The following is a 13953-nucleotide window of genomic DNA, read 5'->3' as shown; positions in this document are numbered from 1 at the left end:
TTGTTGTCTGCTGCTTGGCAGGGATGGCAGTGGCAGATGAAAAGAACATTCTGGTCACCAGTGGCAGCGACCGGGCGACACCCATTGCAGTAGTGCCGTTCGGCTGGCAGGGCGGTACCGTTCTGCCTGATGACATGGCTGAAATTATCGGTAATGACCTGCGTAACTCGGGTTATTACGCGCCGATTCCAAAGCAGAACATGATTGGCATGCCGACGCAGGCCAGCGAAGTCATTTTCCGTGACTGGAAAGCCTTGGGTGCCCAGTACGTCATGGTCGGTAACATTGTGCCTGCGGGCGGACGTTTGCAGGTGCAATATGCCTTGTTCAACGTGGCGACCGAACAGCCAGTATTGACCGGCAGTGTGTCGGGTACTACTGAGCAGTTGCGTGACATGGCGCACTATATTTCTGATCAGTCGTTTGAAAAGCTGACCGGTATTAAAGGTGCGTTCTCAACTCGTCTACTTTATGTAACGGCTGAGCGTTCCAGCGCAACTAACACCCGCTACACCCTGCAGCGTTCGGACTACGACGGTGCGCGTGCCGTAACATTGCTGCAATCGCGTGAGCCGATCCTGTCGCCGCGTTTTGCGCCTGATGGCAAACGTATTGCTTATGTGTCGTTCGAGCAAAAGCGTCCGCGTATCTTTATGCAAAACATTGATACCGGTAAGCGTGAGCAGATCACCAACTTCGAAGGCCTAAATGGTGCACCTGCCTGGTCGCCGGATGGTTCTCGACTGGCATTTGTATTGTCCAAAGACGGTAACGCCGAGATTTACGTCATGGAACTGGCTTCGCGCCAACTCACACGCGTAACCAATAACCCGGCAATTGATACTGAACCGTTCTGGGGTAAAGATGGCAACACCATCTATTTCACCTCTGACCGTGGCGGTAAGCCGCAAATCTACAAAACTACCGTCGGTAGCGGTAACGCGGAACGAGTGACCTTTATTGGTAACTACAACGCCAGTCCGAAGCTTTCGGCTGACGAAAAGACCCTGGTAATGATCCACCGTCAGGATGGTTTCACTAATTTCCGAGTTGCAGCGCAAGATTTGCAGCGTGGAAGTGTAAAAATCCTAACTAATACCAACCTTGACGAGTCAGCTACTGTTGCGCCCAACGGCACCATGGTAATCTACGCCACCCGTGATCAGGGCCGGGGAGTCTTGATGCTCGTGTCTATTAACGGACGCGTAAGGCTCCCTCTTCCTACCGCTCAAGGCGAAGTCAGAGAACCTTCCTGGTCCCCTTACCTGAACTGACGTGGTGATAGCTGTACGTTGCATATAACACTTGGGGTTCATTAGGAGTTTTACGATGGAAATGCTGAAGTTTGGTAAATTCGCTGCGCTGGCACTGGCCATGGCTGTAGCTGTAGGTTGCTCGTCCAAAGGCGGCGACAATGCCGGTGAAGGCGCTGCTGTTGATCCAAACGCTGGTTACGGCGCAAACACTGGCGCTGTTGATGGTTCCCTGAGCGAAGAAGCTGCTCTGCGCGCTATCACTGTTTTCTACTTCGAATACGATTCTTCGGACCTGAAACCAGAAGCAATGCGTGCTCTGGATGTTCACGCTAAAGACCTGAAAGCTAACGGCGCTCGCGTTGTTCTGGAAGGTAACACTGACGCCCGTGGTACTCGTGAGTACAACATGGCACTGGGCGAGCGTCGTGCGAAAGCCGTTCAACGCTACCTGGTTCTGCAAGGCGTTTCTCCAGCACAGCTGGAGCTGGTGTCCTACGGTAAAGAGCGTCCAATCGCTACTGGCAACGACGAACAGTCGTGGGCTCAAAACCGTCGCGTCGAACTGCGTAAGTAATTCGTCATGCGAACGTGCCGCCGTGCTGTAACTATTCTGACTCTCAGCCTCATGCCGCTAGCGGTATGGGCTGCGGTTCCTGTGGTCGATGACAACTCTGGCTATAACAATAGCGGGGGGAGTTATCCGTCAACGGGTTACGGTGCGAGCGGCGCCTATGCCGGGGGAGGGGTTTCGGCCCCTGTCTCGGCACAGGGCGAGCTGTTCAACCAGTTGCAACAAATGCAGGAGCAGATTGCGCGCCAACAGGGTGTGATCGAAGTTCTGCAGAATGATGTTTCGCGCATGAAACAAGAAAACCTGGAGCGATACCAGGAACTTGATCGTCGCATTGGATCTGGCGTTGCTCCTGCCGCCGCTCCTGATAATTCTTCTGCGGGTGGTGCTTCTACCGCCGGCAATAGTGCAGCGCCTGCGCCTCAGGTGGCTGCCAGCTCGGAACCCGGCGATCCGGCGAAAGAAAAGCTCTATTACGATGCTGCTTTCGACTTGATCAAAGCCAAGGATTTCGACAAGGCCAGTCAGGCATTTACAGCCTTTCTGCGCAAATACCCTAATAGCCAGTATGCGGGCAATGCCCAATACTGGTTGGGCGAAGTGAACCTGGCCAAAGGCGATCTTCAAGCCGCTGGCCAAGCGTTCGCCAAGGTAAGCCAGCTTTACCCGAAACATGCAAAAGTGCCTGACTCCCTTTACAAGCTGGCTGATGTCGAGCGCCGTCTTGGTCATACCGACAAGGTGAAAGGCATTTTGCAGCAAGTTGTAGCCCAGTACCCAGGTACTTCTGCTGCCCAATTGGCGCAGCGTGACTTGCAGCGCATGTAACCTGTAGTTGGCTTTCATCGAGAAACCCGCGCTTATCGCGGGTTTTTTCGTTAGAATCCACGCCCTTTTATGAAATACGCTCTTTTGAGTCCTGCGTAGGCAGATTCTTTGGAGTGCCTGACGGAGGCGGACAGCCTGTTTAGCTGTTACGCCCGTGGCGGATATGCAAGACACATTAAGAATTACCGAAGTTTTTTACTCCTTGCAGGGTGAAACGCGAACGGCTGGCCTGCCTACCGTTTTTGTACGCCTGACGGGATGCCCTCTGCGCTGTCAATATTGCGACAGTGCGTATGCGTTCAGTGGCGGCACAGTCCGCACCCTCGACAGCATTCTTGAGCAAGTGGCCGATTTCCGCCCGCGTTACGTGTGCGTAACCGGCGGCGAGCCCCTGGCGCAGCCCAATGCCATTCCTTTGCTCAAACAGCTCTGCGACGCCGGTTATGAGGTGTCCATTGAAACCAGCGGAGCATTGGACATATCGGCAGTCGACACCCGCGTGAGTCGTGTTCTCGACCTTAAGACGCCGGGTTCAAAAGAGTCCCATCGCAATCTTTACGAAAATATCGGCCTGTTGACTGCAAATGATCAGGTGAAATTCGTGATTTGCTCGCGCGAGGATTACGACTGGGCGGTTTCCAAGCTGATTGAATATGGTCTTGAGCGCCGAGCAGGTGAAGTCCTGTTTTCGCCCAGTCACCATGATTTGAAAGCCAGCGATCTGGCTGATTGGATCGTGGCGGATAACTTGCCAGTGCGTTTGCAAATGCAATTGCACAAATATCTTTGGAACGACGAGCCGGGGCGCTGATATGACTGAACAAACTGCTACTACGCAAAAACGCGCTGTCATTCTGCTGTCAGGCGGCCTTGACTCGGCCACGGTTGTAGCCATGGCTCGTGCTGAAGGCTACAGCTGCTACACCATGAGCTTTGACTACGGGCAGCGCCATCGCTCCGAGCTTGAGGCTGCTGCGCGAGTTGCCCGCGACCTGGGCGTCATTGAGCACAAAGTGATAGGCCTCAACCTTGATGGTATTGGCGGCTCTGCGCTCACCGACAGCTCAATTGATGTGCCCGAAACCTTGGGTGAGGGCATTCCGGTGACCTACGTGCCGGCACGTAACACCGTGTTCCTGTCGCTGGCATTAGGCTGGGCAGAAGTCCTGCAAGCGCGAGATATCTTTATCGGTGTTAATGCGGTGGATTACTCGGGCTACCCCGATTGCCGTCCCGAGTTTGTTGAAGCGTTCGAAGTCATGGCGAATCTGGCGACCAAAGCGGGTGTAGAGGGCAATGGTTTTCGCATCCAGGCGCCGCTGCAAAACCTGAGCAAGGGGCAAATCGTCGCGGCAGGTACAAAGCTGGGAGTGGATTATTCATTGACCGTTTCTTGCTACCAGGCCGACGTGCAAGGCCGTGCATGCGGTAAATGCGATAGCTGCCGACTGCGCGCGCAAGGCTTTGCAGACGCAGGAATCGCCGATCCTACCCGTTACTTTTGAAGGTTTTCGAAATTAAATCCAACAAAGTGTTGAATTATCCTTAAAAATCAGTATTATACGCCCCACAACGAAGCGGGTCGTTAGCTCAGTTGGTAGAGCAGTTGGCTTTTAACCAATTGGTCGTAGGTTCGAATCCCACACGACCCACCATATCGCTACACCAAAACAGCCGGTCAAATCCTCAGGGTTTACCGGCTTTTTTGTGCCTGAGATTTGGCGAGACGTGCGGTTTTAAACCGTTCATTTCCTTGCAGACGTGCAGACGTCTTGGAGTTCTGGCGATTGTTCGATCAAACGAATGGGTGGCTGTGTCTCAGGCGTGGCCTATTCATGTTCAACTCAGCCTCTATTTACAGGCGAGTGAAGGTCCAGCATTAATGCATAACTGCTAAGAAGGACATTGAGTCTGTGCCAAAGGTGTTGTAGCAGGGGAGGGGGAAGGTCGCGCTGCACCTGGCTTCGTTGTTTGTAATGCGCTCAGGCTTCGCTGACTTTGTTTACGCTCGTGATTTGCCCATTCCAGATCATCTCGTAATGGGCTGATTGAACAATCGATGAGACAGTTTTTGGGGTCATGAGCGCCCAGCAGTAGCTTCCTTGCGAGCGTACAGAGTTGTATCGAAGCCCCTTGTATCCGGCGTCTTTTACGGCCTTGCCCAGAGAACGAGCATACGTGTAATCGTCAGGGTCGTAGATTGGATCGCTCATAGGGAGCGAAGTCGCGTCCTTCATTGATTCCTCAGTAAACGAACAGCGAAGTCCCCGAAAAACGAAGCGCTCGTAATTGAGGCCATGGACGTTGGACCAATATTTATCCTGGTGATAATGGACCTCCGCCAGTGCCGCTTCCATCGTGGCTGCAAGGTACAACACACCGAAGCTGCCATTGCTGAAGCGTGAACCCTGCGGGTTGACATGAGTGAACGGAGCAGTCGCATAAGAGCAGCCCGTGATACCAAACGGAATCTCTGCCCGCGGTATTAACTCGATACGACCGATCTCATTTTGCAGCCTGGGATTGGTCAACGCCTGAATCTGATAGAGGGCATCGAATTCGTCAGCACCGGCAACATCGTCGAACAGGGCAATGGGCGGGAATTTTGAGTTGACCAAACGATAGGCTTGCAACTGCTCTGTGTGAAGATTCGCCAACTCACTCAAAATCACCATTGCGAACCGCGCAGCACATCAATCCGGCGAAAGGTTTCGTACAGAGAGATCATGTCTCCCTGTGACATGATCTCCAGCGGGGTGCGGCCATTGAAAAAGTCATTATTGTTGGCCATGGCTGGAAAGCCATAGACGTTCTCGGGGTTATCGAAGACAAGGCGAAGTGCTGCATGAATATTCAGTACGAAACTGATCCGCTGCATTTGATCTGAATCCAGCCCCACAGACCACTCTGCGTCGCGCTGTTTGGCACGGGTATAGGTGCTGCGAGAGATTCGTAAAATACGGCAGGCCTGTTCACTCGATGCCTGCCATTTTTCGAGAATATTCACAGCCACTCGAAGTCCGACCACGCACTGATCTTTGGTGAAGGCTTGGGCATAGTGAGTGGTGGTCATTATTCTCTCCTGATGATGAGTCTGCAGATTCAAATATAGTTAGAGTGGATCTGCAGATCAAGGGTGAAAATATTTATCCCTCACGCTTCGACTCATTCGTTATAAGTCCCTTACCTCGTAATCAGTTTCAACGTAGCCCTGTGGCGTAGCGGCAAGTCAGTCATTGTGACTGACTGGGCAGAATACGGAATCTAGGCTAGTTTTTAATGAAAGGCGTGAGCCGATGAATTGTTCAACGCCTCCGGGAATTCAGCCGTGGTTCGATATCGTCCCTGACTTGCGGCGCGGCAGTAAACGTCGAAGCCAGGTGGTGCGACCGAACGAATGGAGGCTTACGTGAAACGAATCATATCGTCGTCAGGCTACGTGTATGAGTCACAGGATAAGCGTAAGAGGGCCAAGCATCACGAGGCATCACGAGAAGATTTCGCGGACGCGAACTCGTCGAGCGTGACGAAACTGGATCTAGGAACAGCCTATCTAAATATCACTTCATCTGCGAAACCCCCGTCACTTCTTCATAACCCAGTGATGAACTCCGGAGAATCATTGGGCGTTCCGCGACAGACAACGTACAGCACAACTGAGCTTCGGCCATCAGGATCGGCACTGCCGGAAAAACACCCCACGACGCTTAACACCCCGACGTCTAACAATAGCTATCAATCGTTGCTACTTCTTGCGCAAGGAGCATTTAAAGACATCAGCAGCCGATCTGCTGCACAGGTGCTGATCCAGGATATTAAAAGAAATTACCGGGAGAACGGTAAAAGGTGGACACCTGAGGCGCTTGGCTATCAGAAGTTGTTGGAAGATAGGGTGGAGAAATTCGCTTACATGCGTTACAGCCACGACAAGCCTGCCGATGTCAGCGGTCTGAATGAAAATGAACAGCGGGAGTTTGTGGACTACATCAAGGCGCTGGCGACTAGCGCTGAGAACGTCGACATCTTGGTGCAAGGTAGTGAGGCCGTGGCCCTGTCCTCGCAATCCGATAGCGTTTTGCAGAGAGCTGTAGCCTTTCGCGTATTGCCCAAGGACTTCGCACAACGCCACGCTGCGCGCGCCAAAGTGGGCGCGCGGTTAACCATCAATATCAATAAGGCGCACTTTAATCAGCTTGCCAAGGCGCTGACCCAGTTGTTCAGTGACGACAATCGAGGGTGGCTTCATCAGGCCAAGATCATGGGCCCGAAAAACCTCGGCAGTCGTACTGACCAGGCGGTGATCTACCTTTCCAGTGCTGGAGTGGAACATGCCCAGGAGATCGATAAAAAGCTTAGTGAGCTGCTGGCGGAACCCGCCTTTCTTGAGCATACCCCCAGTGGCATGTACCGAGTGGGCAAAGGCATTGCGTACTCTGAGACAGCTGAGGGTGATTCGAGTAGTCACGGCCAGTCCAGAGCAAAACTGATTGCGGCAGCGGTCGCTCAGTCTTTGCTCACCGATACCCCGATTGAGCGGACTTTGCCTCGAGTCTTGCAGGCGCGCGGTTACAACGTACTCAATCCAGCTCTGCTCACACAGCGCTACTAGACCTCAACCTCCAGGGAGCGCTGGCAACACTTAATGGTGGCGCTGATCCCCGTGAAGGTAGTGTCGATATCCGCCGTTTATTGCTGATCCATTACTGTCCGCCAAATCTGGTGTGATCAGTGTTTAGTAACCGGCCAAGGCTTTAGTCAGCCGCAGGGCGCCACCCCACCTTGTAGCGATAGGGTTGCCCACGTGGTTTGAGCTCAACCCGCACCGCTAGGGAATGTCTTGCAGCCCCAGGGTCACGTCATCAATGATCGCCTTCGCCATCTCGCTGAGGTAGTGCGACGCCCAACGCATGGTTTCGTGGCCATCGTCCATGGCGCCCAGGTACGAGAGTCTGTTGACGCAGTTCAACAGCAAAGAGGCGTGTTGCAGGGCTTCCTCGCCCGAGACACCGGCAATGACGCTGAACAGGCGCTGGTTCTCTGCGTTGCAGGTGCCAAAGGTGGCGCCGCCAACGGTTTTGATCAACGGTGAGATGTTCATAGCGCACCTCGTTTTGCGTCGAGGGGTTGGACGTTGAGCAGGGCGACAGTAGGCGTCGGGCATTTTTTGAACGGATTGAGAGCGTGCATCTGGCATTACTCCTATTGTTGAGGAGCTACCACTAACCGCCGTCAAACGATTTAGGGTGGCAGCTGTGCGCAGGTTGACGGACCGGGACAATAGGAAACCCGGCAGACCCGAAGGTCTCCCACGCACAGCCGCCATTGACGAAGATGCAGACGCAAAAAAAAGCGCCTGCAATCGTAATGGGGGCGCCTGTGCGCCTATTGTTGATCGGGCCGTCAAACCCGTTCGCTGATGTGCAGCGAAGTCGAAAGGTTAACGCTGGGGTACTTAAAGTGCAACCGCGTGTTGTTGTACTGTTCCACCCCAACGGTTCACCTACGGCTTATTACCCAGAATCTTCTGTTCCATGGCAACCAATGCCTCTTTACGAGGGCGATAGCCCGGTCTTCAGATTGGTTAATAAGTGCCAGGAAGTGAACGGGGTCAAATAGGGAGTGGAGTAAGGGCAACATTCATACGACTCATAATCGTATTCAGCCAGCCCTCTCTTTCTCTTAGAGATTCATCCCCACCGCCAGCCGGTTAAAGGCATTCATCAAGGCCGCTGCTAAAGTCAGATCGGAAATCTCGGCGTCGGAGAAGTGCGTTTTCAAAGGATCGTATAACTCATCTGGCGCGCCTTTCTCGCTGATGTAGGTGAGTGTCTCGACCCAGGCCAGCGCAGCGCGTTCGCGTTCGTTAAAGTGTTCGCTGATTCGCCAGCCTGCAAGACAATCCAGCTTCTCTTGCGGCACCTCACATTCGCGCAGGGTCTGCGAATGTGTGCCCAGGCAAAAAGCGCAGCCGTTGATCTGCGAGATGCGCAAATACACCAGTTCAAGCAGCGGCAAGCCTAACGGACTCGTGGCCAGCGCCGTATTGGTGGCGAGCAGGCCTTGGTAGGCTGCAGGCGACAGGGAAGGAAATGGCAGCCTCAGTTGGCTCATGGTGAAAATCCTGTGTAGAAAAAGTGATTAGACGTCAACGAGGTTGTCGAACAGCGGATCCAGTGACAGTTGGGTTCGGGCATCTTTTACTGTTGCCTGGACCGCCTCTTCACCAAACACCAACCCTTGGAGATACGTGAATTTCAGGTTGAGCAAGCCGAGGGTGTTGAGCGCCTGGCTGAGGTAAGGCGTTAGAAAATCCGGTTGGCTTGCCCGCTCGCCCTGGTGAAAGCCACCGGAACCAACCAATACGTACACAGCGCGGTCCTTCAACAGACCGGTCTTGCCCTCTGAATGTGTACTGAATGTCCGGTGTATGCGCAGAACGTAATCGATCCAGAGCTTGAGCGCGGCGGGGAGCGTGAAGTTGTGCATCGGGGTGGCAATGAGCAGGATATCGCAGCGTTCCAACTCGCCGATCAGCACTTCGGAACACTCAAACACCGGCGAGTCGAAAGGCGTGACCGTGGTCAGAGCCTGGGCGTAGTCCATACCAAGCGGTGGCAACGGATCCGCCCCCAGGTCGCGCTCAACCAGTTCAAGTTTCGGATGCCGGTACCGCAAGGATGTCACCAGCTCCAGTGCCAACTGGTTCGCATGGGAATTCTGCCCAAACGGGCTGGCGTTGATCAGCAGGACATTGTTCATGCCAGGCTCCCTGCCCGTAGGCTCTCGGTGAAATGCATGCCACGCGCCAGCAGCCCCTGGCGAAAATAGAAGCGCTGGGCCAACGGCATATGCAATCCGGTATCCAGTACAAAGTGATCACAGTCGCGTTGCACGGCTTCATCGCGAACAGCGGTCAACAGCCGCTCTCCCAGGCCTCTGCCCTGAAAGTCGGTTCTCACCACTAGATCATCGACGTAGATGAACCGCCCGTAGAGCAGGTTTTCCAGCTCGCGGTATCCGATCAGGCCGACGATGTGCTCACCGCCCCATGCGGCTAGCAGACGGTAGCCCTGCTCAGTCTGCCGAGCCAATTGCGCCACATAGGTAGCCGGTTTGGCGACATGGGGCCGCAAGACGAGCATTAGGTCGAAACTGGCCTGAAAGGCTTCCTCGCTCTCGAGATGTTGAAGCGTGTAAGGCATATCCGTCGTCCGTTGAAGAGAGATGGGCCACTTTAGGGGCGTAATGGCCTAAACTACAGGGCCAAAAAATGCATAAATGACTAGGCCATGATCGTTTCCTTCCAGTTGGACCATAGCCAGCCTGCGCCGATTTATCGCCAGCTTTATCAGCGATTTCGTGAATCCATCGCTGACGGCCGCCTGCGCCCAGGGGATCGGGTACCTGCAGTTCGCGCCCTGGCGGCGGAGCTGAATCTGGCGCGCGGTACTGTAGAAGCGGCCTATCAGTTACTGATAGGCGAGGGCTACCTGATTGCTCGCGGGGCAGCCGGGACGTTTGTGACACCACAACTGGCGCCTGTTCCATCGACAACACTTCGCGCCCCGGTTGCTTCGCCGTCGTACCAGGCCACCCATTCCGGGACGCTGCCGCTTGCACTGCAGATGGGTCTTCCCGCGCTTGATGCTTTTCCCCGCAAGCTCTGGACACGATTAGCGGGTCGTCAGCTGCGCCAGACTGGGCTCGAAGGCCTCGTCTACCCGGACCCGCAAGGCTATGCACCGTTGCGCTCAGCCATCGCTTCCTATCTGGGGATTTCGAGGGGTATCACCTGCCACCCGGATCAGGTTTTTGTGTGCGCCGGCTATCGCGCCTGCCTCGACCTGATTAGCCACACGTTAATGCGCCAGGGCGATACATGCTGGTTTGAAGAGCCCGGCTATTTCATGGCCAGGAACGCCCTACTGGAAGCTGGCGCACAGTTGGTGCCGGTTCCTGTAGACGACCAGGGCCTGGATGTCGCGAAAGGTATAGCCCGTGCACCGAATGCCCGCTTCGCAGTGGTTACTCCTACCCACCAAAGCCCTTTGGGCGTATCGCTATCACTGCCGCGCCGGTTGGCGTTGCTGGACTGGGCCAACTGCGAGGGTAGCTGGATTATTGAGGACGATTACGACAGTGAATACCGCTATCAAGGCAAGCCCTTGCCAGCCCTCAAGAGCCTCGACCAGCAGGGCCGCGTGCTTTATACCGGCACTTTCAGCAAGGTACTGTTTCCAGGCTTGCGTTTGGCCTACCTGGTTGTGCCAGCCGAACAGAGCCAAGCATTCGCCCGTCAGGCGGATCGTCTGCACAACCACTGCCCACACCTGCTTCAGGCGACTGTCAGCGCTTTTCTCAACGAGGGGCATTTCGGTCGGCATTTAAAGAAAATGCGAACCCTCTACGCGCGCCGCCGTCAATGGCTGGTCGATGCACTGCATCAACAATTCGGCGACCGCTTGAAGATCAACCCTCAATTGGGCGGCATGCATCTGGTCGCAGGCCTTTGCGAAGGTGATGATAGTGAGCTCGCTCAGCGTGCCCATGCCATTGGCATCGCTGTTGAACCGCTTTCACAGTGGTACTTGGAAGGCAAGCCCAGGCATGGGCTGGTACTCGGCTTCACGAATATTATCAGCGCCGAACAGGCGGCGGTTGTGGCACTTCGATTGGCTCAAATCATGTAGGCATGTTTGGGCCGTGTCGATCAATGTGCTGGTCTTTACTTATTCAAATAAGCACTCAGACGCTCGATAGCAAAACCCTCGAAGCCTTGCAGCGCATCGCTGGCCATCAGTTGCTCCTTGCCGTTGTACTCAACAACGGGCAAGTAAAAGCAGGCATGTTGACTGATCTGGTCAACAGGGATCTTTTGTTGGCCCAAAAAAGGGAAGCCACAGCCCATGCCCAAGAGCTGCAAACGAACCACCTTGAGTTTTTGGCCAACCACCGAGGCGTCACACATCTCCCAATCGATGTTGCGTTTTTCCAGCACGGCGGCCACCGGCTTGTTACCCATTCGAATGAAATGCTCAGCTTCCATCGCGAAATTGATCGGGTTATCTGGATCGGCGCAGACGCTTGCAATACGCGTGACCTCGAACTCGCCGCTGCCTTCAAGTTGCGCCGGAAACTTGCTTTTCTGACTTTCAAATCCGGGGTAAGTCGATGGGAATGGTTCGCTGGGCATGAGCTCTTTGACCGTCATTCCCTTGGGCATTTCAGGTGTGGCAGCCATGATCACAGGGGCCAAGGCAGCAGAGAGAAGGGCGAGGAGGGTGTTGCGTTTCAGGGCTTTGTTCAACATCTATTCCACCTTGGAAAGTCAGAAGTTACATCCTTGTGCGTAATCTGAGTCGTGCCAGCCTTGAAGGCAACCCCACCGTACTGTCTCAGGTTAAAGGGAACAGAATCTGGTCATGACATCCTCCGCCATGCTGGGCGCTTTGCGTGATAGTTCCAGGGCTCTGCATGAATTCCTTCAGCTCATCAGGCGTCGATAACCTATACATATTATGCAAGTTGTATAACTTTATGGGTCGACACTCAACCCATCGTCTGGGTTCTTGGGGAGTATGGCAATGACACGATTTCTGCTGTTAGTGGCACTGGTATTAGGCGTGGCGAGCTGTGCCAGTGTGGATGTCGCCCGATATGCGGATCAGCAACCGGCATTGAATCTGGAGCATTTTTTCAGCCAGCCCGTCAAAGCCTGGGGGATGTTTCAGAAGCGCAACGGTGAGGTGGCCAAGCGTTTCGAGGTCAATATTGTTAGCCGCCACGAAGGCAACAACCTGATTCTCGACGAGCGCTTTGTGTACAGCGACGGTACCCGCCAGCGCCGCGTCTGGACCCTCACGCCAGAGGGGCAGGGGCGCTGGAGCGGTCGCGCGGATGATGTGGTGGGTGTCGCCGAAGGCCAAGTCGCTGGAAACACGCTGCACTGGCGCTATCGCCTGAACCTGCCGGTCGACGACTCTACCTATGAAATGAGCATGGACGACTGGATGTATTTGATGGACGAGGACACGTTGATCAACCGCACCCGCATGTCCAAGTTTGGGGTAGAGGTCGGCCAGGTGACGTTGTTCTTCCGGCGCCAGGGCGTCGGAGAGAGCCAATGAACCGCGCATGGACCATGGCTTCGCTGGGCGACGGTTATCGTGCGCTGGTGATCGGCGCCAGTGGCGCCCTCGGCACGGCATTTTGCCAACAACTCAAACAGGATCCGCGCTGCGGCGGGGTTCGCGAGCTGGGGCGTCATACCCTTCCCGAGCTGGACCTTGAACGCCCCGAAACGATTGCCAGCGCCGCCACCGAACTGGCAACCGAAGCGCCGTATCAACTGATCGTACACGCTGCCGGCCTGCTGCATCGCGACCGGATCAAACCGGAAAAAAGCTTCAGTGCGATCGAGCAGGAGGCGCTGCAGGCCGTGTTTCAAGTAAACACACTGGGGCCCGCATTGGTGTTGCGCCATTTTCTGCCGCTGCTCGATTCCAAGGGAGCGATGGCGATGCTGTCGGCTAAGGTCGGGAGCATTGGCGACAACCGTTTGGGTGGCTGGTACGCCTATCGCGCCTCCAAGGCTGCGCTGAACATGCTGATCAAGACCGCCGCCATCGAGCTGGCGCGCACTTGCCCGCAGAGCCGTTTGCTCAGTCTGCACCCCGGCACGGTTGTGTCCGGGTTGTCGCAACCTTTCCGTGGCGCCTCCAACGCCCGCCCGGCAGACGTTGCGGCTGACCAATTACTGACCTTGATTGACCAGTTGACGCCGGCCGACAGCGGCCATTTCTTTGCCTACGATGGAGAACGCCTACCCTGGTAGGCAAGGAGTGAAGCATGAACCTGAAGGCCCTTATGGAGCGTGCGATTAATAGCGAAATTCAGGAGCTGGAATTGCTGTCTCTCGAAGGTGGTTTTTATGTGGCGCGGATCCGATTGGATAACGGCCTGTTCACCTTGCTTGACGATACGGCCAAGCCGATGCACTTGCGTTCGATCACCCAACTGCGTGACTTGCTGCAGACCGTGCCGGAATTTCCTTGCGTGTTGGTGCAGCACTGCGTGCACGACGAAATGTGCGGCCGGGATACAGGTCCTGTGGAAGACATGCGTATCCCTTTTTCGCTCACTACACCCTTATGAAACGGACGACGCTGAGCGTCGGTAGCGGTGCTCGATGATTAGCACAGCTGCGATCAAGCACCGCACCCGGGTGGCGTTAAAAGCTTACAGCCTGCGGTATGTCCTACGACAAAAAAGTCTTCATCTTTCGTAATCTATTAGTTC

General features: G+C 54.9%; 17 protein-coding genes and 1 tRNA gene. 11 read left to right on the top strand and 7 right to left on the bottom strand.

The genetic code is table 11. The features are described 5' to 3' along the window. Positions 1-23 precede the first annotated feature (23 nt). From tolB to EQV93_RS15315, 6 genes are all read left to right on the top strand, one after another. Complete coding sequence (gene tolB, locus EQV93_RS15340) at positions 24-1274, top strand: Tol-Pal system beta propeller repeat protein TolB (protein WP_240891870.1); 1251 nt, start codon at positions 24-26, stop codon at positions 1272-1274. 55 nt (positions 1275-1329) lie between these two features. Then, positions 1330-1830 (top strand): peptidoglycan-associated lipoprotein Pal, encoded by a 501-nt coding sequence (gene pal / locus EQV93_RS15335; RefSeq protein WP_003441254.1) that lies wholly within the window; start codon positions 1330-1332, stop codon positions 1828-1830. A gap of 6 nt (positions 1831-1836) precedes the next feature. After that, the gene (gene ybgF, locus EQV93_RS15330; protein ID WP_122783124.1) at positions 1837-2655 is read left to right on the top strand and encodes a tol-pal system protein YbgF; all 819 of its coding nucleotides are present in this window, start codon (positions 1837-1839) and stop codon (positions 2653-2655) included. A 163-nt stretch (positions 2656-2818) separates the two neighbouring features. Continuing rightward, positions 2819-3466, top strand: coding sequence for a 7-carboxy-7-deazaguanine synthase QueE (gene queE, locus EQV93_RS15325; protein WP_146386751.1), 648 nt, complete (start codon positions 2819-2821; stop codon positions 3464-3466). 1 nt (position 3467) lies between these two features. Beyond that, positions 3468-4160 carry a 7-cyano-7-deazaguanine synthase QueC gene (gene queC, locus EQV93_RS15320; RefSeq protein ID WP_122783126.1) on the top strand — a complete coding sequence of 231 codons (693 nt, stop codon included), beginning with the start codon at positions 3468-3470 and terminating at the stop codon, positions 4158-4160. A 74-nt stretch (positions 4161-4234) separates the two neighbouring features. After that, positions 4235-4310: transfer RNA gene (locus tag EQV93_RS15315), tRNA-Lys, on the top strand. A gap of 327 nt (positions 4311-4637) precedes the next feature. On the opposite strand, the gene EQV93_RS15310 is transcribed toward EQV93_RS15315, so the two are convergent. After that, positions 4638-5330 (bottom strand): RES family NAD+ phosphorylase, encoded by a 693-nt coding sequence (locus tag EQV93_RS15310; protein ID WP_146386753.1) that lies wholly within the window; start codon positions 5328-5330, stop codon positions 4638-4640. Further along, the gene (locus tag EQV93_RS15305) at positions 5324-5728 is read right to left on the bottom strand and encodes an antitoxin Xre-like helix-turn-helix domain-containing protein (protein ID WP_146386755.1); all 405 of its coding nucleotides are present in this window, start codon (positions 5726-5728) and stop codon (positions 5324-5326) included. Before EQV93_RS15305 ends, EQV93_RS15310 begins: the two co-directional genes overlap by 7 nt. A 336-nt stretch (positions 5729-6064) precedes the next feature. On the opposite strand from EQV93_RS15305, the gene EQV93_RS22465 reads away from it, so the two are divergent. After that, the gene (locus EQV93_RS22465) at positions 6065-7264 is read left to right on the top strand and encodes a T3SS effector HopA1 family protein (RefSeq protein WP_146386757.1); all 1200 of its coding nucleotides are present in this window, start codon (positions 6065-6067) and stop codon (positions 7262-7264) included. Positions 7265-7480: 216 nt separating this feature from the next. On the opposite strand, the gene EQV93_RS15295 is transcribed toward EQV93_RS22465, so the two are convergent. The 4 genes from EQV93_RS15295 to EQV93_RS15280 all read right to left on the bottom strand — a co-directional run bounded on the left by EQV93_RS15295 (position 7481) and on the right by EQV93_RS15280 (position 9857). Continuing rightward, on the bottom strand, positions 7481-7753 hold the full coding sequence (locus EQV93_RS15295) for a DUF3077 domain-containing protein (RefSeq protein WP_122783189.1): 273 nt from the start codon (positions 7751-7753) through the stop codon (positions 7481-7483). A 581-nt stretch (positions 7754-8334) separates the two neighbouring features. Next, positions 8335-8766, bottom strand: a complete 432-nt coding sequence (locus tag EQV93_RS15290) for a carboxymuconolactone decarboxylase family protein (RefSeq protein ID WP_146386759.1) — start codon at positions 8764-8766, stop codon at positions 8335-8337. Between the two features lie 27 nt (positions 8767-8793). Then, the gene (locus tag EQV93_RS15285; protein ID WP_240891852.1) at positions 8794-9414 is read right to left on the bottom strand and encodes an FMN-dependent NADH-azoreductase; all 621 of its coding nucleotides are present in this window, start codon (positions 9412-9414) and stop codon (positions 8794-8796) included. Continuing rightward, positions 9411-9857 (bottom strand): GNAT family N-acetyltransferase, encoded by a 447-nt coding sequence (locus tag EQV93_RS15280; RefSeq protein WP_240891851.1) that lies wholly within the window; start codon positions 9855-9857, stop codon positions 9411-9413. The genes EQV93_RS15285 and EQV93_RS15280 overlap by 4 nt, the downstream gene beginning before the upstream one ends. Positions 9858-9944: 87 nt before the next feature. Between EQV93_RS15280 and pdxR the strand changes: the two genes are divergently transcribed. Next, entirely contained in the window at positions 9945-11345 is a 1401-nt protein-coding gene (gene pdxR / locus EQV93_RS15275) for a MocR-like pyridoxine biosynthesis transcription factor PdxR (RefSeq protein ID WP_240891850.1), read from the top strand. A gap of 35 nt (positions 11346-11380) precedes the next feature. On the opposite strand, the gene EQV93_RS15270 is transcribed toward pdxR, so the two are convergent. Next, complete coding sequence (locus tag EQV93_RS15270; RefSeq protein WP_122783134.1) at positions 11381-11965, bottom strand: hypothetical protein; 585 nt, start codon at positions 11963-11965, stop codon at positions 11381-11383. 274 nt (positions 11966-12239) lie between these two features. On the opposite strand from EQV93_RS15270, the gene EQV93_RS15260 reads away from it, so the two are divergent. From EQV93_RS15260 to EQV93_RS15250, 3 genes are read left to right on the top strand one after another with little or no spacing between them, the layout of a single operon-like run. Next, the gene (locus EQV93_RS15260; protein ID WP_240891849.1) at positions 12240-12782 is read left to right on the top strand and encodes a DUF3833 domain-containing protein; all 543 of its coding nucleotides are present in this window, start codon (positions 12240-12242) and stop codon (positions 12780-12782) included. After that, entirely contained in the window at positions 12779-13489 is a 711-nt protein-coding gene (locus EQV93_RS15255) for an SDR family NAD(P)-dependent oxidoreductase (protein WP_146425687.1), read from the top strand. Before EQV93_RS15260 ends, EQV93_RS15255 begins: the two co-directional genes overlap by 4 nt. 14 nt (positions 13490-13503) lie before the next feature. Continuing rightward, positions 13504-13809 (top strand): DUF6482 family protein, encoded by a 306-nt coding sequence (locus EQV93_RS15250; RefSeq protein ID WP_122783137.1) that lies wholly within the window; start codon positions 13504-13506, stop codon positions 13807-13809. The last annotated feature ends 144 nt before the right edge of the window (positions 13810-13953 follow it).

Source organism: Pseudomonas sp. TMW22091 (assembly GCF_022496705.1).
Taxonomy (GTDB): Bacteria; Pseudomonadota; Gammaproteobacteria; order Pseudomonadales; family Pseudomonadaceae; genus Aquipseudomonas; species Aquipseudomonas saxonica.
This window is presented reverse-complemented; position numbering and strand designations above follow the sequence as displayed.

Bases quoted from the DNA above. Each gene is read 5' to 3' on its own strand.
- tolB (WP_240891870.1), top strand. From the start codon at position 24: ATGGCAGTGGCAGATGAAAAGAACATTCTGGTCACCAGTGGCAGCGAC.
- pal (WP_003441254.1), top strand. From the start codon at position 1,330: ATGGAAATGCTGAAGTTTGGTAAATTCGCTGCGCTGGCACTGGCCATG.
- ybgF (WP_122783124.1), top strand. From the start codon at position 1,837: ATGCGAACGTGCCGCCGTGCTGTAACTATTCTGACTCTCAGCCTCATG.
- queE (WP_146386751.1), top strand. From the start codon at position 2,819: ATGCAAGACACATTAAGAATTACCGAAGTTTTTTACTCCTTGCAGGGT.
- queC (WP_122783126.1), top strand. From the start codon at position 3,468: ATGACTGAACAAACTGCTACTACGCAAAAACGCGCTGTCATTCTGCTG.
- EQV93_RS15310 (WP_146386753.1), bottom strand. From the start codon at position 5,330: ATGGTGATTTTGAGTGAGTTGGCGAATCTTCACACAGAGCAGTTGCAA.
- EQV93_RS15305 (WP_146386755.1), bottom strand. From the start codon at position 5,728: ATGACCACCACTCACTATGCCCAAGCCTTCACCAAAGATCAGTGCGTG.
- EQV93_RS15295 (WP_122783189.1), bottom strand. From the start codon at position 7,753: ATGAACATCTCACCGTTGATCAAAACCGTTGGCGGCGCCACCTTTGGC.
- EQV93_RS15290 (WP_146386759.1), bottom strand. From the start codon at position 8,766: ATGAGCCAACTGAGGCTGCCATTTCCTTCCCTGTCGCCTGCAGCCTAC.
- EQV93_RS15285 (WP_240891852.1), bottom strand. From the start codon at position 9,414: ATGAACAATGTCCTGCTGATCAACGCCAGCCCGTTTGGGCAGAATTCC.
- EQV93_RS15280 (WP_240891851.1), bottom strand. From the start codon at position 9,857: ATGCCTTACACGCTTCAACATCTCGAGAGCGAGGAAGCCTTTCAGGCC.
- pdxR (WP_240891850.1), top strand. From the start codon at position 9,945: ATGATCGTTTCCTTCCAGTTGGACCATAGCCAGCCTGCGCCGATTTAT.
- EQV93_RS15270 (WP_122783134.1), bottom strand. From the start codon at position 11,965: ATGTTGAACAAAGCCCTGAAACGCAACACCCTCCTCGCCCTTCTCTCT.
- EQV93_RS15260 (WP_240891849.1), top strand. From the start codon at position 12,240: ATGACACGATTTCTGCTGTTAGTGGCACTGGTATTAGGCGTGGCGAGC.
- EQV93_RS15255 (WP_146425687.1), top strand. From the start codon at position 12,779: ATGAACCGCGCATGGACCATGGCTTCGCTGGGCGACGGTTATCGTGCG.
- EQV93_RS15250 (WP_122783137.1), top strand. From the start codon at position 13,504: ATGAACCTGAAGGCCCTTATGGAGCGTGCGATTAATAGCGAAATTCAG.